This is a genomic window from Marinobacter pelagius, assembly GCF_003315345.1.
Lineage (GTDB): Bacteria > Pseudomonadota > Gammaproteobacteria > Pseudomonadales > Oleiphilaceae > Marinobacter > Marinobacter pelagius_A.
Window position 1 is genome coordinate 36,743 of record NZ_QNRO01000010.1, and the last position, 18,728, is coordinate 55,470.

Annotated in this window: 15 protein-coding genes and 1 riboswitch; of the genes, 10 read left to right on the forward strand and 5 right to left on the reverse strand. The window is 59.7% G+C overall.

What is annotated here, in order from left to right; all coding sequences use genetic code 11:
- Positions 1-22 precede the first annotated feature (22 nt).
- Positions 23-1,387 carry a TolC family outer membrane protein gene (locus DET50_RS10330; RefSeq protein WP_113862779.1) on the reverse strand — a complete coding sequence of 455 codons (1,365 nt, stop codon included), beginning with the start codon at positions 1,385-1,387 and terminating at the stop codon, positions 23-25.
- 184 nt (positions 1,388-1,571) lie between these two features.
- Positions 1,572-1,687: riboswitch (TPP riboswitch) on the forward strand.
- A gap of 89 nt (positions 1,688-1,776) precedes the next feature.
- Here DET50_RS10330 and thiC point away from each other — a divergent pair.
- The 4 genes from thiC (at position 1,777) to cpdA (ending at position 6,212) form a co-directional block, all read left to right on the forward strand.
- Positions 1,777-3,654, forward strand: a complete 1,878-nt coding sequence (thiC, locus tag DET50_RS10335) for a phosphomethylpyrimidine synthase ThiC (RefSeq protein ID WP_113862780.1) — start codon at positions 1,777-1,779, stop codon at positions 3,652-3,654.
- A 487-nt stretch (positions 3,655-4,141) separates the two neighbouring features.
- Positions 4,142-4,759, forward strand: coding sequence for an NUDIX domain-containing protein (locus DET50_RS10340; RefSeq protein WP_113862781.1), 618 nt, complete (start codon positions 4,142-4,144; stop codon positions 4,757-4,759).
- Positions 4,759-5,244, forward strand: a complete 486-nt coding sequence (locus DET50_RS10345; RefSeq protein WP_113862782.1) for a DUF1249 domain-containing protein — start codon at positions 4,759-4,761, stop codon at positions 5,242-5,244. The genes DET50_RS10340 and DET50_RS10345 overlap by 1 nt, the downstream gene beginning before the upstream one ends.
- 161 nt (positions 5,245-5,405) lie before the next feature.
- Positions 5,406-6,212, forward strand: a complete 807-nt coding sequence (gene cpdA / locus DET50_RS10350; RefSeq protein ID WP_113862783.1) for a 3',5'-cyclic-AMP phosphodiesterase — start codon at positions 5,406-5,408, stop codon at positions 6,210-6,212.
- On the opposite strand, the gene metE is transcribed toward cpdA, so the two are convergent.
- Positions 6,206-8,518, reverse strand: a complete 2,313-nt coding sequence (gene metE, locus DET50_RS10355) for a 5-methyltetrahydropteroyltriglutamate--homocysteine S-methyltransferase (RefSeq protein ID WP_113862784.1) — start codon at positions 8,516-8,518, stop codon at positions 6,206-6,208. The genes cpdA and metE overlap by 7 nt on opposite strands.
- 130 nt (positions 8,519-8,648) lie before the next feature.
- Here metE and DET50_RS10360 point away from each other — a divergent pair, with 130 nt between their 5' ends.
- The 3 genes from DET50_RS10360 (at position 8,649) to DET50_RS10370 (ending at position 11,366) form a co-directional block, all read left to right on the forward strand.
- Complete coding sequence (locus tag DET50_RS10360) at positions 8,649-9,539, forward strand: LysR family transcriptional regulator (RefSeq protein WP_113862785.1); 891 nt, start codon at positions 8,649-8,651, stop codon at positions 9,537-9,539.
- Positions 9,540-9,584: 45 nt separating this feature from the next.
- The gene (gene gcvH, locus DET50_RS10365; protein ID WP_092005611.1) at positions 9,585-9,977 is read left to right on the forward strand and encodes a glycine cleavage system protein GcvH; all 393 of its coding nucleotides are present in this window, start codon (positions 9,585-9,587) and stop codon (positions 9,975-9,977) included.
- Between the two features lie 192 nt (positions 9,978-10,169).
- Positions 10,170-11,366: a class I SAM-dependent rRNA methyltransferase gene (locus DET50_RS10370; protein ID WP_113862786.1), complete on the forward strand. Its 1,197-nt coding sequence runs from the start codon at positions 10,170-10,172 to the stop codon at positions 11,364-11,366.
- 174 nt (positions 11,367-11,540) lie between these two features.
- Here DET50_RS10370 and DET50_RS10375 read toward each other — a convergent pair whose 3' ends face one another.
- Positions 11,541-12,197, reverse strand: a complete 657-nt coding sequence (locus DET50_RS10375) for a histidinol-phosphatase (RefSeq protein ID WP_113862787.1) — start codon at positions 12,195-12,197, stop codon at positions 11,541-11,543.
- A gap of 171 nt (positions 12,198-12,368) precedes the next feature.
- Between DET50_RS10375 and DET50_RS10380 the strand changes: the two genes are divergently transcribed.
- From DET50_RS10380 to DET50_RS10390, 3 genes are all read left to right on the forward strand, one after another.
- Positions 12,369-12,899 (forward strand): RNA pyrophosphohydrolase, encoded by a 531-nt coding sequence (locus DET50_RS10380; protein ID WP_092005621.1) that lies wholly within the window; start codon positions 12,369-12,371, stop codon positions 12,897-12,899.
- Positions 12,900-12,914: 15 nt separating this feature from the next.
- On the forward strand, positions 12,915-15,221 hold the full coding sequence (gene ptsP / locus DET50_RS10385) for a phosphoenolpyruvate--protein phosphotransferase (RefSeq protein WP_113862788.1): 2,307 nt from the start codon (positions 12,915-12,917) through the stop codon (positions 15,219-15,221).
- A 104-nt stretch (positions 15,222-15,325) separates the two neighbouring features.
- Positions 15,326-16,567 carry a patatin-like phospholipase family protein gene (locus DET50_RS10390; protein ID WP_113862789.1) on the forward strand — a complete coding sequence of 414 codons (1,242 nt, stop codon included), beginning with the start codon at positions 15,326-15,328 and terminating at the stop codon, positions 16,565-16,567.
- A gap of 118 nt (positions 16,568-16,685) precedes the next feature.
- Here the strand turns inward: DET50_RS10390 and hslU are convergent, their stop codons facing one another.
- A complete protein-coding gene (gene hslU, locus DET50_RS10395; RefSeq protein WP_113862790.1) occupies positions 16,686-18,017 on the reverse strand; it encodes an ATP-dependent protease ATPase subunit HslU in 1,332 nt (443 codons plus the stop codon).
- A 12-nt stretch (positions 18,018-18,029) separates the two neighbouring features.
- On the reverse strand, positions 18,030-18,560 hold the full coding sequence (hslV, locus tag DET50_RS10400) for an ATP-dependent protease subunit HslV (RefSeq protein WP_092005633.1): 531 nt from the start codon (positions 18,558-18,560) through the stop codon (positions 18,030-18,032).
- Positions 18,561-18,728 lie beyond the last annotated feature (168 nt).

Consider the following 18,728-nt stretch of genomic DNA (forward strand, 5'->3'; position numbering starts at 1 on the left):
GCTGCCCGCCAAAGCCGGCCCCCTACTGGATCGGATCGTCCAGGGTCTGGTCCTCGTTGGCCAGGGCTTCAATGCCCGGTGCGGTTTCGCTCAACCAGTTGTTCAGGTCCACCAGATCCTGTGGGCTCAGGGTGCCTGCGGCCTGCTTCAGCTGCAGCGTATTGATCACGTAGTCATACCGGGCATTGGCGTAGTCGCGCAGCGCCACGTAGTAGGCCCGCTCCGCATCCAGCACTTCAACGATATTCCGGGTACCCACCTCATAACCGGCTCGGGTCGCATCCAGTGCGCTGCGGCGGGAGATGATGGTCTGGGCAAGGGCAGAGGCGGTCTCGATGTTGTTGTTTACCGTCAGGAACAGGCTGCGGGTGTTTACCCGGACATCCCGGCGAACGGTGTTGAGCTGCTGTTCGGCCACGGTTACCAGGGATCTTTGCTGCCGCACACTGGCCTGGGTGCCACCGCCGGAATACAGGGGCACGTTCAGTTCAAGGCCAATAACGCCCTGGGTCCCTTCGAACTGGTTCGGGCTTCCGCCGTCGATCTGGTTATCACCGTAGGAGGCGGTCAGATCCAGGGTCGGGTAATGACCTGCCTTGGCGACCTTCAGGTTGGCTTCGCTCGCTTGCAGCTCGAACAGGGTGGACTGGATGGACCAGTTCTGTTCCAGTGCAATGCTTTCCCAGGCGGACGGATCCATGGGTTCTGGGCGGCCCAGCGGGAAGTTACGGCGCAGGTTTTCGAGGTCTTCCGGGTATTCGCCGGTCAGCCGTGCCAGCTGTTCCTTGGCAACGTTGAGCTGGTTTTCCGCGGCAATCCGCTGGCTCTTGGCGTCGTCATAGCTGGCGCGGGCTTCATAGACTTCGGTAATCGCAATCAGGCCGACATCAAAGCGCTCCTGGGCCTGCTCGTATTGACGCTGGATCGCCGCTTCGGTGGCCAGGGCAGTAGTCACGGTGTCCTGGGCCCGGAGCACGTTGAAATAGGCGGTCGCCACATCCAGAATCAGCTGCTGCTGGGCCAGATTGTATTGTGCCCGGGCTGATTCGGTCTGAAACTGGCTGGCGTCGTAACGGAACCAGGAGTCGGCTCGAAACAGCGGCTGCGTCAGCTGGACACCGTAGCTCGTTGACTTGTAGGAGTTATCCTGGATATCGAGATCTGCATCCAGGTCGGTGTGATTGGCTTCACCAAAAGCGCCTACTTGCGGCAGCAGTGCACTCTTGCTGACATCGCTCGCGGCCTGTTGAGCCTCAAAGCTGGCCTGGGCTGCAGCGATGCCGGAGTCGTAGGAGAGGGCTTTTTCGTAGGTCTCGATCAGGTCGATGGCAAAGGCCGGTTGGGCGGCCATCACGCCAATCAGTCCGGAAAGCAGTCGTTTTTTCATTCGTTCTCCTGAATACCTGTGCACATGGGCATCACTCCGGGACGCCCGGTAACCGGCCGCACATTGCTTTCAAGCAGCAGGTTGCGCATCCGGCGAGCTGATGGTTGGCCATTATGGACAATATTTCCCTTGGCCTCTACACTTGCAAACGTCACACAAATTGTGTGCTGAACCGAATTTTACTCGCGTCTTGACGGGGTGCTGGCTTACCTGATTCCTGGGTGGCCGGCTGAGATTGCATCGCAGAACCCGCGACCTGATCCGGATAATACCGGCGTAGGGATTAAGACCAGATGACCCAACAGCAGTCCGGCCCGAGTGGCATGACTGCCCACGCAGGCTCCGTCATACGCGACCCGAAACCTCAGTCTATCTACCGGGAGCGAATGATGACCGACCTGCCATCCTACCTCAGCGATTCCGCCAGAGTTGATTCCGCCGCAATCAAACCGTTACCAAGCTCACGAAAAATCTACGTGCAGGGTAGCCGATCCGATCTCCGGGTGCCCATGCGGGAAATTACTGTGGAGGATACGCCCACCGAAATGGGCGGTGAGAAAAACCCGCCGGTGGTCGTTTACGACACCTCAGGTCCCTACACCGACCCGGAGGCGAACATCGACCTGCGCAAGGGCCTCGAGCCGATCCGCGCCGGCTGGATCGCCGAACGGGGCGACGTCGAACAGCTGGACGGCTACACCTCCGAATTTACCCGCCGGCGTATGAAAGACCCGCAGCTGGACCCGCTCCGGTTCATGGATGAGCGCAAGCCTTTGCGGGCAAAGCCGGGCAAGAACGTTTCCCAGATGCACTATGCCCGCCAGGGCATCATTACGCCGGAAATGGAATACATTGCGATTCGGGAAAACATGAAACTCCAGGAGGCCCGGGAACATGGCCTGCTGGATCAGCAACATCCCGGCCAGTCCTTCGGTGCCAACCTCCCGCCGGAAATTACCCCGGAATTCGTTCGTGACGAAGTGGCCCGCGGCCGTGCCATCATCCCAGCCAACATCAACCACCCGGAAATCGAGCCCATGATCATCGGCCGCAACTTCCTGGTGAAGATCAACGGCAACATTGGTAACTCGGCGGTCACCTCCTCAATTGAGGAAGAAGTGGAAAAGCTGACCTGGGGCATCCGCTGGGGCGCTGACACCATCATGGACCTGTCCACCGGCAAGAACATCCACGAAACCCGGGAATGGATCATCCGCAATTCCCCGGTCCCCATCGGCACCGTGCCCATCTACCAGGCCCTGGAAAAAGTCGGCGGCGTGGCCGAAGACCTGACCTGGGAAATCTTCCGGGACACCCTGATCGAACAGGCCGAGCAGGGCGTGGACTACTTCACCATCCACGCCGGCGTGCGCCTGCACCATGTGCCTCTCACCGCGAATCGCGTGACCGGCATCGTCTCCCGCGGTGGCTCCATCATGGCCAAGTGGTGCCTGGCCCACCACAAGGAAAGCTTCCTGTACGAGCACTTCGATGACATCTGCGAAATCATGAAGGCCTACGACGTCTCCTTTAGTCTGGGGGACGGTCTGCGCCCCGGGTCCATCGCAGACGCCAACGACGCAGCCCAGTTCGGCGAACTGGAAACCCTGGGTGAATTGACCAAAATTGCCTGGAAGCACGACGTCCAGTGCATGATCGAAGGCCCCGGCCATGTGCCCATGCACCTGGTGAAAGAGAACATGGACAAGCAGCTCGAGTGCTGCGACGAAGCCCCGTTCTACACCCTGGGCCCGCTGATTACCGACATTGCCCCGGGCTACGATCACATCACCTCCGGCATCGGCGCCGCCATGATCGGCTGGTACGGCTGCGCCATGCTCTGCTACGTCACCCCGAAAGAGCACCTGGGGCTGCCCAACAAAGACGACGTGAAAACCGGCATCATCACCTACAAGATCGCCGCCCACGCCGCCGACCTGGCCAAAGGCCATCCGGGTGCCCAGATCCGTGACAATGCCTTGTCCAAGGCGCGTTTTGAGTTCCGCTGGGAGGATCAGTTCAACCTCGGCCTGGACCCGGACACCGCCCGCGCCTACCACGACGAAACCCTTCCCAAGGACTCCGCCAAGGTAGCCCACTTCTGTTCCATGTGTGGTCCCAAGTTCTGCTCCATGAAAATCTCCCAGGAAGTCCGGGACTATGCGGCAGAAAACGGGCTGGACGAGGTTTCCGCAATCGATGCCGGGATGCAGGAAAAGTCCCGCGAGTTTGTGGAGTCCGGCGGGAAGCTTTACGACAAGGTCTGATAGCTTGGTGCTCTGGTTCGCAGGACTGTGACTTTGCGGTTGGAGCCCGGTGGGTGGCCCGTTTCAGGACACGCTCCTGACGGCCCATCCCTGGGGCGCTTGGGCTCCGCCATCCCTGGCTCCGCACAGTCCTGAACCGGGCCACCCACCGAGCTCTACTAGACTCACGGGAATTCGCTTTGAGAAACCGGAAATTTAGAAGCGATACGGCCCTGTTAGCTATCTGGCAGGAATTCTACTTGCTCATTGCAGGGCGTCAGATCGGGTGAATCGGGAAGCGCCTCCCAAAACTGTGCGGAGCCAGGGATGGCGGAGCTCAAGCGTCACAGGGACGTGCCGAAGGAGCGTGTTTTGGGAGGCGCTTCCCGATTCGCCCAGCTCCCGCAACTATCAGGCTGGGTCAGGAGCCGAAAGGCCAGATCGTGAGCTTGCAGGGAGCCCCAACAACCGGCTATCGTTCAAAGTCGATTACCAACCGGGGTGAACGATGACCGAGCCGTTCCAGTTCAAAACCAGCGACGTCAAAGTCGAAAAACGCGAAACCGTCTTCCAGGGCTTCTTCCGCATGGACAAGCTCTGGCTGACCCACCCGCGTTTTGACGGCCGAGACATGCCGGTCTTTACCCGGGAGCTCTTCATAAGGGGCGACGCCACCTGCGTGCTGCCCTACGACTGCGACCGGGACGAAGTCGTCCTGCTCGAACAATTCCGCCTCGGCGCCCTCGGCCGAAGCCAGTCCCCATGGCTTCTCGAGCTCGTGGCCGGAATGAACGAAGAGGGCGAAACCCCCGAAGAAGTGGCCCAGCGGGAAGGCCAGGAAGAAGCCGGGCTAACCTTCAGCCGGCTCGACAAGATCTGCGATTACCTGGTGTCACCGGGCGGCAGCACCGAAATGATCCACCTGTACTGTGGCCACATCAGCACCGAAGATGCTGGCGGCCTGTACGGCATGGAACACGAGCACGAGGATATCCGGGCCCACGTGGTTTCTGCGGACGAAGCCATAGCCATGATCCACGATGGCCGAATCAACAACGCTGCCGCTATTATCGCGCTTCAATGGCTTGAACTAAACCGTTCAAGACTCCGTGAAGGAAAGCAGTGATGACCGAGTGGACCATGAAACCCAAGCGCTATGTGCCGGATCTCCGGCAGCTCGGTGCCCTGTGCGACGGCAATTATCAGCGCCTGAACAAGTTGCGTCAGCTGGAGGCCGACGGCAAGCCGGTGTGCGAATTCGAGTTGCACCGGGAGAATCAGTACCTGGGTCGGGTCCGGATCAAGGTTCTGCAGACGGCCCGATTTACCGAAACCCTGTTGCTGGAGCAGGTCCACAATTCCGGTCGCTGGCTGAATAATCCTCAAATGACCGTACGCGTCTATCACGACGCCGCCATGGCCGAGGTGATCAGCTGTTACCGGGACCGCCAAATTGCGCCGGTCAATGATTATCCCAACCGCTTTATGCATCACCCGGACGAGAAGGTTCAGGTAAACGGCTTCCTGGCTGACTGGCTGGATTACTGTCTGCGCTTTGGTCATCTGCCCATGGAGTATGCCGCCTGGCCTGCCGGCGAGGGCGTGGACTGACGGTCCGCAAGGGATGTGTCATAGTTGTCAAAAATAGCAATATGTTGACGGCGCCTGGCGGGAATGTGACCCCGGTTGCAATTGCCGCTGACCCTTTCTGACGCGTTCGTCGTACACTTGTTCTTGTTTCAAGTGGTTGCATCAGGCTTAACAGGTTCGCCATGACCAGACCGGACGAGGCCCGTCCCTTGCGGGTACTCCAGATAACAGACCCCCACCTGATGGCTCGAGACGACGGTGCCTTGCTGGGTGTGAATACTCGGGACAGTCTCGCGGCCGTGGTCGATGAGGTGTTGCAGGCCCATGGTCAGCCGGACCTGATCCTGGCCACAGGAGATCTGGCCCAGGACGCCTCGGAACAGGCGTATCGCGTTTTCGGTGACAGTCTTTCCTCCTTCCACTGCGGCTCCGCCTGGCTGGCCGGTAATCATGATGACTCCGGAGTTCTCAGCCGTGTTGCGGCGGAGTATCAGGCCGATCGCCGGCAGATTCTGCAGGGCGGCTGGCATTTTGTCCTGCTGGATTCTTCCGTTCACGGCAAGGTTTTTGGTGAGCTGGCGGACAGTGAGCTGGCGTTTCTCGATCGTGCGCTTTCCGAATATCCGGATGTGCCGACACTGGTCACACTGCACCATCATCCGGTGGACATCGGGGCGGACTGGATGGAGCAAATCGGGCTCCGTAATCGCGACGCCTTCTGGGCGGTGATCGACCGCCATCCCCAGGTGCGGATTGTGCTCTGGGGTCATGTCCATCAGGAACATGAAGAAATCCGGAACGGGGTGCAGCTTCTAGCCACACCTTCCACCTGTATCCAGTTCACCTCCGGCGCCAGGGACTTTTCCGTGGAGCCACTGGCGCCGGGTTACCGCTGGTTTGAACTCCAACCGGATGGTCACTTCAGCACCGAAGTTCATCGCGCCAGGACCTTCGAGTTCGAGCTTGACCAGAAAAGCTCCGGCTACTGAGTTACCAGTTCACCGTTCGCGACCGGTTGCGTCAGCCTTTGTCTCAGCTCCCTGGCTGCCGAGACCATCGCCTGTAAGGCCGGTCTCACCTCCTGCCACTGCCGGGTTTTCAGGCCACAGTCCGGATTCACCCACAGCCTTTGGGCCGGAATCCTCTCCGCCGCCTTTTCCATCAGGGCAATAATCCCGGCCTGATCCGGCACGTTGGGAGAGTGAATGTCGTAGACACCGGGGCCGATATCGTTGGGATATTCAAAGTCCTGGAATGCATCCAGGAGCTCCATGTCGGAACGGGAAGTCTCGATGGTAATGACATCGGCGTCCATCCGGGCAATCGCCTGGATGATGTCATTGAACTCCGAATAGCACATGTGGGTGTGGATCTGGGTTGTGTCATCGACCACGTTGGCGGCAATCCGGAAGGCGTCGATGGCCCAGTCCAGATAGTCCTGCCAGTCGGATTTTCGCAGGGGCAGACCTTCCCGTAGCGCCGCTTCGTCAATCTGGATGATCCGGGTGCCGGCGTTCTCCAGTTCCTGCACCTCTTCACGGATGGCCAGGGCCAGCTGCCAGCAGGTCTCGGCCCGGGGCTGGTCGTCCCGGACAAAAGACCAGTTGAGCATGGTGACCGGTCCGGTGAGCATTCCTTTCACCGGCTTATCGGTCAGAGACTGGGCATATCGGATCCAGTCTACGGTCATTGCCCCGGGGCGAGTGATATCGCCGAACAGGATGGGTGGTTTGACGCACCGTGAGCCATAGGACTGAACCCACCCAAACCGGCTGAAGGCATAACCATCCAGCTGCTCCCCGAAATACTCCACCATGTCGTTCCGCTCCGCTTCGCCATGGACCAGGACGTCCAGGCCCAGCGATTCCTGCTCATGGACGCAGTGGGCGATCTCCTGCTTGATCCGGGCCAGGTAATCTGCCTTGCCCAGTTTCCCGGACCGGTACTCTTGCCGCACCTGCCGGATGTCGCCAGTTTGCGGGAATGAGCCGATGGTGGTGGTCGGAAACAGGGGGAGGGGCAGGGCCCTGCTCTGGAGCTTTTGGCGAGCCTCGAAAGTACTGTTTCTCTGGCCAAGCTGCGGCGTAATTCGGGAAATCGCCTCGCGAACTGCCGGGTTGCGGGTTCGCGGCGACCGCCGGCGGGCTTCTACGGCGATACGGTTGTCCTCCAGTTCTCGGGCAACGCTATCCCGGCCGTTATTCAGGGCTTTCGCCAAGGTGGCCAGCTCCCGGAGTTTCTGACGCCCGAAGCAAAGCCACTGACGAATTTCCGGATCGATTTTGTCTTCACGCTCCAGATCGACAGGAACATGCAGCAGTGAGCAGGACGGGGCCAGCCATAGCCGGTCGCCGAGCCGTGAATGCAAGGGTTCCAGCCAGTCCAGGGTGGCAATGAGATCGGTTTTCCAAACATTCCGGCCGTTGATTACCCCGAGCGACAGCACTTTGTGTGGCGCCAGCCAGTCGGCCAGCCGGTCCGCTTCAGGTCGGGCCGCCACGGCATCCAGGTGCACCCCGGCCACCGGCAATTCGCAGGCGAGCTGGAGGTTTTCCCGCAGCTGGCCGAAATAGGTGGTCAGCAGGAGTTTCGGGCGGGCGGCTTTGAGGTGATGGTAGGCAAGGCTGAAGGCGTGGCGCCAGCGATCGTCCAGTTCGGTGACCAGGGCAGGCTCATCCACCTGGATCCATTCCGCGCCAGCCTCGGCGAGTTGGTCGAGCAACGCACCGTAAAAGGGCAGGAGTCGCTCGAGCAGTGCCAGGGGGTCGCTTCCGTCCTTGGCTTTGCCCAGCCATAGATAAGTGATCGGGCCAATAATCACCGGTTTGGTGCGGTAGCCCTGTTTCTGTGCCTCATGGAGCTGGGCCAGTATCCGGCTGCTGTCGAGCCGGAATTCCGTGTCCTGGTGAAACTCCGGGACAATGTAGTGATAGTTGGTGTCGAACCACTTGGTCATTTCGCCGGCCTGGGTGCCGCAGCAGTTATCGTCGTTGGCACCGCGGCCCCGTGCGGCCCGGAAATACCGGTCGAGTCTGTGACCGTCCGGCTTGCCCGCCCGTTCGGGGAGGTGTCCGAGGGTTTCGCTCATGTCCAGTACCTGGTCGTACAGGGAAAAGTCCCCTGCCGGCACGAGGTCCAGCACCTGTTGGTCCTGCCAGTGGCGGCGTCGCAGGTCGCTGGCGGTAATCTCCAACTCCTCCTCGGTCAACCGGCCTTGCCAGTAGGCTTCCAGAGCGAATTTCAGCTCCCGTTGGGCGCCAATACGGGGGTATCCCAGTGAGTGAGTGGTAACCATTTTTTGCTCCTGACGTCTGATTTTTTTGCTTTGGATAAGAGTCGGTCAGGTTAGGCGGGCTGTGACATGAATAAAAATGGTATTATTTCAATATTTCATGAAATAAATTCACGGGAGGGTGGGTTGGCCCATGATTGATCGACACCATCTAGAGATTCTCCGTGCCGTTGATCGCGACGGCTCCCTGACGGCGGCGGCAGAGTCCCTGCACCTGACGCAGTCGGCACTCAGCCATGCCATTCGTAAGCTGGAGCGTTACCTGGGCACATCCCTGTGGCTCCGGGACGGTCGTCAGCTACGGTTGACCCAGGCTGGAGAGTATCTGCTGTCACTGTCCAACCGGTTGTTGCCCCAGTTTGAGCATGCCGAACAGGTGATTGGCCAGTTTGCCAGAGGGCAGAGGGGGACGCTCCGTATCGGGATGGAATGCCATCCCTGTTACCAGTGGTTGCTGAAGGTGGTTGGGCCCTATCTTGAGCGCTGGCCGGATGTGGATGTGGATGTGAAACAGAAATTCCAGTTTGGTGGGATCGGCGCCTTGTTCGGTCATGACATCGATATGCTGGTGACCCCGGACCCGCTGCACCGGCCAGGCCTGGTGTTCGAGCCGGTGTTCGATTACGAGCAGGTGCTGGTGGTCGCCCGGGATCATCCCCTGGCGGACAGGGATTTTGTCATACCCGGCGATCTGGAACGGGAGACCCTGATCACCTATCCGGTGGAGGTGGAGCGGCTGGATATCTATACTCGCTTCTTCCTGCCGGCTCATGCCAGCCCTGCGCGGCACAAGACCATCGAGACGACGGACATCATGTTGCAGATGGTCGCCGCCGGGCGGGGTGTGTCTGCGCTGCCGAAATGGCTGGTGGCGGAGTATGCTGAGAAGCTCCCGGTGGTTCCGGTGCGTCTGGGAGAGGAAGGGCTGCCGAAGCAGATCTTTCTGGGCCTTCGTGAACGGGATTGTGAGGTAGATTACCTGAATTCGTTCATGAACCTGGCCCGGGAGGTTCGCTGGGGCTAGGCTCTTGCGTTAAACTGCGCGAAAAATTCAACAGGAAGCACAATCATGAGTGATATTCCCTCAGACCTGAAATACATTGAGACCCACCAGTGGGTGCGGGTGGCTGACGATGGCACCGCTACCGTAGGTATTACCGATTTTGCCCAGGAACAGCTCGGCGATGTGGTGTACATCGGTGTGCCGGATGTTGGTGTGACGGTTAACGGTGGCGAGGAAGCCGGTGTTGCCGAGTCGGTGAAGTCGGCTTCGGATGTGTTCAGCCCGGTGACCGGTGAGGTGATTGCGGTCAATGAGAACCTTGAGGACGAGCCGGAGCTGGTCAATGAGGATCCGTATGGTGATGGCTGGATGTTCAAGGTGAAGCTGGAGGATGCTGGTGAGCTGGATGGGCTGATGGATGCGGCCGCTTACGCAGAGCATGTGGCTGCCGAGGAATAAGCAGTTTGGGAGCATGCGCGTTTCAGGGCGGGCCTTCCGAAACACGCTCAAGCCCATCCCTGGGGCGCTTGGGCTCCGCCATCCCTGGCTCCGCACAGTTTCGGAAGGCCCGCCCTGAAACACGCCCAGACACCAGTGCACGCTGCCAAGGACACCGATCTTAACTTTCCAATTTTCCTCAGGTGATTTTTGATGGATTTTCCGGTTCTTTACCTGCGCAAGGGTGCCGAACGCCGCCTTCGCGCCGGCCATTTGTGGGTGTATAGCAATGAAGTCGATACCCGCCGTACGCCGCTGACGGAGTTCCAGCCCGGCGATCAGGCCGAGCTGCGGGCGTCCAATGACAAGCCGTTGGGGACGGTGTTTGTGAATCCCCATGCGCTGATTTGTGGCCGGTTGATCAGCCGGAATCCGTCCCAGGGGATGACGCCGCAGCGGTTGACGGAGCGAATGGAGCTTGCACTGGCGGTGCGGGAGCGGTTGTTCGACAAGCCGTTCTATCGCTGGGTGTTTGGTGACAGCGACGGGTTGTCCGGGCTGGTGGTTGACCGTTTCGGGGATACCGTGGTGGTGCAGATTTCCACCGCGGGCATGGAGCTGATGAAGGAGGCGATTGTTCGCGCTGTTCAGCGTCTGGTGCATGCCAATGCGATTATCCTGAAGAACGACGGCAAGATGCGGAAAGTTGAGGGTCTGGATACATATGTGGAACAGGCGCACGGGCCGGAGGCGGATCTTCTGCAGGTCGAGGAGAATGGCGTTCGCTTTGAGGTGCCGCTGGCCGGCGGTCAGAAAACCGGATGGTTCTATGACCACCGGATGAATCGTCAGCGGTTGCAGGCCTACGCACCCGGTAAGCGGGTGCTGGATGTGTTCAGTTATGTCGGTGGCTGGGGGCTGCAGGCCGCCTGTGCCGGTGCCACTCAGGTGACCTGTGTTGATGCCTCGGCAACGGCGATCGATGCCGTGCATCACAATGCGAAGATCAACGGGCTCGACAATATTGAGACCATCGAGGGCGATGCCTTTGAAGCGCTCAAGGCCCTGGCAGATGAGAAAGAGAAATACGACATCGTGGTGCTGGATCCGCCGGCGCTGATTCCGCGGCGCCGGGACCAGAAAGCCGGTGAACAGGCCTATGCCCGTCTGAACCAGTTGGGATTGCGGCTGCTGGAGCGGGACGGGTTGCTGGTTTCTGCGTCCTGTTCCATGCATCTGTCCCAGGAAAAGCTGATCGACATCATCCGCAGCAGCGGCCGCAAGATTGACCGGTTCGTGCAGCTGCTGGAGCAGGGCCACCAGGCGCCGGATCACCCGGTGATTCCGGGGATACCGGAGACGGATTACATCAAGTCGTGCTTCGTGCGATCGCTGACAGGCTTTATGTGAAGGCCTGAAAACGGGGTCAGAAGAAGGCTTTCTTCAGACCCCAATCTAATCCCGGAGTCTTGACTCCCGGGGTCTGATGAAAGCTTTCATCTGACCCCTCTTTCACTCTGAATTCACCCCGTGCAACCCGGGGTCTGAAGAACGCCTTCTTCTGACCCCTCTTTCACCCCGAGCTCACCCCCGCAACGAAATCACCGGCCACCCCGATTCCTTCGCCAGCGCCTCCAGCCTCGGGTCTGGATCCACCGCCACCGGGTTTTCCACCTGCTTCAGAAGCGGCACGTCATTATGGGAATCGCTATAGAACCAGGCCCCCTCCAGCGTGCGTTTGTGATGGTCAAGCCAGTCGTTCAGCCTGGTCACCTTGCCGTCCTGGAAGCTGGGGACGCCGGCGACCTCCCCGGTATACCGGCCATTCACCAGTTCCGGCTCGGTGGCGATCAGGTGCTCAACCTCTAACAACTCCGCAATCGGCTCGGTCACAAACCGGTTGGTGGCGGTGATGATCATCAGGGTGTGGCCCTGCTGGCGATGCCGGTCCAGCAGTTCCCGGGCCTTTTCCTGCATCATTGGGCGTACTTTTTTCTCAAGAAAGGCTTCGCGCCACGCCAGCAGTTCGTCCATGTCATGCCGGGCCAGCGGCTGCAGGGCGAAGCGGAGGTAGTGGAAGATGTCCAGCTCGCCGTTCAGGTATTCTTCGTAGAACCGGTCGTTGGCTTTGCGGTATTCCTCGGCATCGACCAGACCTTCTTCCACCAGAAATTCGCCCCAGGCGTGGTCGCTGTCGCCAGCCAGCAGGGTGTTGTCCAGATCAAAAAGTGCGAGCGTCAAAGGGTGTCCTCCGCTGTTACAAGGGCTTTCAGGAAGGCTCACAGTCTACCATGACCTGTCGGCATCGGCTCCGTTTGCCGAACCCTTGGGATTCTGTAAGAATGAGAGCAACTTGGACAATTCTCGCCGGTCAGAAATTGACGGGCGGCCGACTTTTGAGAGGACTGTGCCGTGATCGATTCAGACGGTTTCAGACCCAATGTCGGAATCATTCTGGCCAACCACAGGGGCGAAGTTCTCTGGGCGAGGCGAATAGGTCAGGACTCCTGGCAGTTTCCCCAAGGTGGAATCAAGCACAACGAATCACCGGAGGATGCGCTTTACCGGGAGCTTGGAGAGGAAATCGGCCTCACAGCCAGTGATGTGGAAATCATCAGCTGTACCCGGGGCTGGCTGAGGTACCGTCTTCCCAGGAGGATGGTGCGCCATCACTCACACCCTGTGTGTGTGGGCCAAAAACAGAAATGGTTCCTGCTGAGGATGTTATCGCCGGACGCGCAAGTGCGTGTGGACGGCACGGATTCACCGGAATTCGACGGGTGGCAGTGGGTTAGCTACTGGTACCCGCTGGGCCAGGTGGTTTCATTCAAACGAGAAGTATACAGACGTGCGCTGCGGGAGCTGGCTCCACGACTGTTCTACAACATGGAACAGTGGCGGAAAGCCGAGCAGAACCGGCGCCTGAAGGATCACTCAAGATGACGGAATGACCTTGCCATGCTGAGCATACTGCGAAGTCTTGTACAAGAGGTAAACAGCGCCCGCGATCTGCAGGAGGCGCTGGATATCATTGTATCGCGGGTGCAAAAGGCCATGAACACCGAGGTCTGTTCCGTCTATCTGCTCGATCCCGCCACCAACCGCTATATCCTGATGGCCACCGAGGGCCTCTACCTCAAGGCGGTGGGGCAGGTGAGTCTGGGTTATTCGGAAGGTCTGGTTGGTCTGGTGGGTTCCCGCGAGGAGCCAATCAACCTCGAAGATGCCCCCTCTCATCCCCGCTATCGTTATTTCCCCGAGACCGGTGAAGAGCGCTTCCGCTCCTTCCTGGGGGTTCCCATCATTCACCATCGCCGGGTACTTGGTGTACTCGTGGTTCAGCAGCGGGAAAGCTCCCGGTGTTTTGACGAGGGCGAAGAAGCCTTCCTGGTGACGGTCTCTGCCCAGTTGGCCGGGGTAATCGCCCACAGTGAAGCCACCGGTGCCATCAGTGGCCTGTCCCTGACCGGCGAAGAGGCCCGGGATGTCAGCTTCAACGGCGTGCCCGGTGCCCCCGGTGTTGCCATCGGATCCGGTGTGGTGGTGTATCCGGCGGCGGACCTGGATGTGGTCCCGGAAAAACCCACGGAAGATATCGATGGTGAGCTGAAGCTGTTCAAGGCTGCGGTCAAGGCGGTACGGGAAGATATTGAACGCGTGGCGAAGCGACTGGCCAGCCAGCTGCGCCCGGAAGAACAGGCGTTGTTCGACGTCTACCTGCGCATGCTGGGAGACGAGGCATTGCCCGGTGAGGTGGCCAACAAGATTGCTGACGGCATCTGGGCCCAGGGCGCGCTCAAACAGGTGGTCCAGCAGTATGTCCGCCACTTCGAGATGATGGATGATCACTACCTGCAGGAGCGGGCGGTGGATATTCGGGACCTCGGCCGGCGCCTGCTGTCCCATTTGCAGGAAGGTGAGCAAAAACACCTGGTCTACCCGGAGAGAACGGTGCTGGTCAGCGAGGAGCTGACGCCCGCCATGCTCGGGGAGGTGCCCAAGGGGCAGCTGGTGGGTCTTGTTTCGGTCAAGGGCTCCAGTAACTCCCACGTGGCGATCCTGGCCCGCGCCATGGGTGTGCCCACGGTGATGGGCCTGGTGGATATCCCGGTCAACCAGCTCGATGGCAAGGAACTCATTGTTGATGGCTTCGAGGGCCAGATCTTCGCTTCGCCCTCACAGGATCTCCGGGCCTTCTATCAGGCCATCTGTGACGAAGAGGATGAGCTGTTCCGCGGACTCGAGGCGCTTCGTGACAAGCCCTGCGAGACTACCGATGGCCACCGGGTATCGCTGCTGGTGAACACCGGCCTGATGACCGACGTGGTGCGGTCGCTTTCCCACGGTGCCGAAGGCATCGGCCTGTACCGCACGGAAGTGCCGTTCATGATCAAGGACCGCTTCCCCTCCGAGCAGGAGCAGCGGGAGTATTACCGGGAGCAGTTGGAAGCATTCGCCCCCAGTCCGGTCACCATGCGCACCCTGGACATCGGTGGTGACAAGGCGCTGACCTACTTCCCGATCAATGAGGAAAACCCGTTCCTGGGCTGGCGTGGCATCCGGGTCACCCTGGACCATCCGGAAATCTTCCTTGTACAGGTCCGGGCCATGCTCAAGGCCAGTGAAGGGCTGAATAACCTGCAGATCATGCTGCCCATGATCAGCAATATCTCGGAAGTGGAAGAATCCCTGCACCTGATCTACCGCGTGTATCACGAGGTGCGGGAAGAGGGTTACGACATCCACATGCCGAAGGTCGGCGTCATGGTGGAAATTCCGGCGGCTGTCTACCAGATCCGTGAGCTGGCGGACCGGGTGGATTTCCTGTCCGTGGGCTCCAATGACCTGACCCAGTATCTGCTGGCGGTGGATCGCAACAACCCCAGGGTCGCGCAGTTGTACCATTCCTACCACCCGGCGGTGCTCCAGGCCCTGGTGCGGATTGCCCAGGACGCCCATGCGGTCGGCAAGCCGGTGGGCATCTGCGGTGAGCTGGCGGGCGATCCCGGTGGTGCGTTGCTGCTGATGGCCATGGGCTACGACTCCCTGTCCATGAACGCCGCCAGTCTGCCCAAGGTAAAGTCCGTCATCCGGAGCATTAGCCGTGAGTGGGCGATACAACTGCTGGAAGATGTTCTGCTGCTCGATTCTCCGCATGTCATCAAGAGTTGCGTGGATCTGGCATTGCGGAATGCCGGCTTCGGTCGCTATCTGCGTCCCGGACGAACGTCCTCCATGGCCATCTCTGAACAGGCCGTTTCCTGACATCCTGCCCCGGCCCGGGATTATAGGGTGTGTTTTCTAAATTCGACTGTTATGTTGTGGCCAAAGGGATACCGAAAACGATCCGGTCCGGAGAACGACTGATTATGAGCGCCTCAACAGAACTCAAACCGAAGCCCAGAATCGGCCTCGCCCTTGGCGGCGGTGGCCCGCTGGGCGGTATCTATGAGATCGGTGCGCTCAGGGCGCTCGATGAGGCGCTTGACGGCCTGGATTTCAACAATCTGGACGTCTATGTGGGCGTCAATGCCGGCTCCTTCGCCGCTGCCAATCTGGCAAACCAGATGACCACGGCCCAGCTGTGCCGGATTTTCGTGCGAAACGAGGCGGAGGTGCATCCGTTCCATCCGGAAGTATTCTATCGTCCGGCGTTCCGTGAGATCGGCAGCCGTTTGCTGGCGGTACCGGGCCTGATGTCTACCGCGGTCAGCCGGTTCATCAATAACCCGTACGATCAGAGTTTCCTCGAGGCGCTGACCATCCTGGCCCAGGCGGCCCCGGCTGGCCTGTTCGATAATGAAGGGCTGCACGACTACCTCAAGCGCGCCTTCACCATGCTCGGGCGCACCAACGATTTCCGGGAGCTAAAGCGCAGCCTGTATGTGGTGGCAGCGGATGTGGAAAGCACTGAAGCCGTGTGTTTCGGGGCGCCCGGGTTTGACCATGTGCCGATCTCCAAGGCCATCCAGGCCAGCACCGCATCGCCCGGGCTCTATGTGCCGGTGGAAATCGATGGGCGTTACTATGTTGATGGTACGCTGCGCAAAGGTCTGCATGCCTCGGTTGCCTTTGAGGATGGCGCAGATGTGGTGTTTGCGGTGAATCCCCAGGTACCCATCGATGCCAGTGCCGCTGTGCGGGCCGGCACCATGAAGCCGGGCGAACTTACCCGCTCAGGTATGCCTAACCTGCTGTCGCAGACTTTCCGGACCATGGTTTATTCCCGCATGCAGTCCGGCATCGCCCAGTACGCGAGAGATTATCCGGACAAGGAAATCCTCCTGTTCGAGCCAACCCGGGATGATGCCAAGCTGTTCTTCTCCAACGTGTTCAGCTTCCAGAGCCGCCGGATGGTGTGTGAACATGCCTACCAGATGACCCGCCGGGATCTGCTTAACCGAGCCGACGAACTGGAGCCGAAATTGGCCCGGTATGGAATCAAGCTGCGCCGGGACCGTCTGGAGGATGAGCAGAGAACCATCAGTACCAGCCTCTATGGCGAGATGTTGCCGTTGTATGTAGCGAAAGGCAGGAAAAAGCAGGCGGAGAAAGGAAAGATCGCCGCCAGCCTGGAGAACGTGACGCATCTGTTCTCCAGGGCCCAGTGACGGAATTAAAAAGGGGTCAGATGAAAGCGTTCATCAGACCCCGGAGATTGCGCTAGAGCTCGGAGTTCAAGTCCATGCCGGGGTCAGATGAAAGCCTTCATCTGACCCCATGTTCCCGTCAGAGAATATACCGGCTCAGGTCCTCATCCTCGGACAACTCCCCAAGCTTCTCGTCCACATACTCCGCGGTCACCTCGAAGCTCTCGGTCACCGCATCACCAGCATCGTAAGACAGGCTCTCCAGCAACCGTTCCAGCACCGTGTGCAGGCGACGGGCACCAATATTCTCGGTAGTCTCGTTGACCTTCCAGGCCACCTCCGCAATCCGGGCAATGGCATCCTCACCGAAGGTCAGTTTGACCCCTTCGGTCGCCATCAGCGCTTCATACTGCTGAACCAGTGACGCATCCGGCTCGGTCAGGATGCGCTTGAAGTCGTCCGGCGTCAGGGCCTGCAGCTCAACCCGGATCGGCAGGCGACCCTGCAATTCCGGAATCAGGTCGGACGGCTTGGACAGGTGGAACGCGCCGGAAGCGATGAACAGGATGTGGTCGGTGCGCACCGAGCCATACTTGGTGCTCACGGTGCTGCCCTCGATCAGCGGCAGCAGGTCCCGCTGTACGCCTTCCCGGGAAACGTCGGAGGAGGTGTTTTCCGAGCGCTTGGCCACCTTGTCGATCTCATCGAGAAACACGATGCCATTCTGCTCCACCGCCTGAATGGCCTTCTGCTTGATTTCTTCCTCGTTGACCAGTTTGGCCGCTTCCTCGTCCTTTGCCTGCTTGAGCGCGTCGGCCACTCGCATCTTCCGGGTCTTGCGCTTGTCGGAAGACAGGTTGGAGAACATGCTCTGCAGCTGGTTGGTCATCTCTTCCATGCCCGGGGGCGCCATGATCTCCACGCCGGCACCGGCGCTGCGCAGATCGATCTCGATTTCCTTGTCATCGAGTTCACCCTCCCGCAGCTTCTTGCGGAACAGCTGGCGGGTGGAGGAGTCATTGCTGACCCGCTGGCTTTCTTCGTTGAAGTCACGGGGCGGCGGCAGCAGGGCGTCCAGAATCCGTTCCTCGGCGGCATCCAGGGCACGGCTTTCGTGGCGCTTCATTTCCTTCTCGCGCAACATTTTCACTGCCATGTCCGCCAGATCGCGGACGATGGACTCCACATCCCGTCCTACATAGCCCACTTCGGTGAACTTGGTGGCTTCCACCTTCAGGAAAGGGGCATCGGCCAGCTTGGCCAGGCGACGGGCAATTTCGGTCTTGCCGACACCGGTGGGGCCGATCATCAGGATGTTCTTGGGGGTAATCTCGTCCCGCAGGCTGCTATCCAGCTGCATCCGGCGCCAGCGGTTCCGCAGCGCGATGGCCACCGCGCGTTTGGCTTCTTCCTGGCCCACGATGTGTTTGTTGAGTTCGTGGACAATCTCTCGGGGAGTCATTGCAGACATGGTCGCTCCGGATCAATCTTTGGTGGGTAGCACTTCAACGGTGCGATTGTGGTTGGTGTAGATACAGATGTCGGCCGCGATATCCAGGCCTTTTTCCACAATCTCATGGGCGGAAAGCTCGGTATTTTCCAGCAGGGCGCGGGCTGAAGCCTGGGCGAAGGGGCCGCCGGAACCGATGGCGATCAGGCCCTGCTCGGGTTCGATGACGTCACCGTTGCCGGTAATGATCAGAGAGGCGGTTTTGTCCGCCACGGCCAGCAGGGCTTCGAGTTTTCTGAGAGCCCGATCCGTTCGCCAGTCCTTCGCCAGTTCCACCGCGGCTCGGGTCAGATTGCCCTGGTGTTTTTCCAGTTGTGCTTCGAACCGTTCGAACAGGGTGAAGGCGTCCGCGGTTCCTCCGGCAAAGCCGGCAATTACCTGGCCGTTGTAGAGACGGCGTACCTTGCGGGCGTTGCCTTTCATGACGGTGTTGCCAAGGGAAACCTGGCCGTCGCCTCCCATGGCGACTTCGTCGTCTCGCCGGACAGAAAGAATGGTAGTCATTGGGGCTCCAATTGCCTGTTTGAAATTGGTATTCCGAAGTTATGGAGGCTTATGGTGGGAATTCAAGAGGTTTGGCTCTGGGAGTAGGTCGGGTTTGGAGACCGTTCTCCAAAACACGCTCCTTGCGGCACGTCCCTGTGACGCTTGGGCTCCGCCATCCATGGCTCC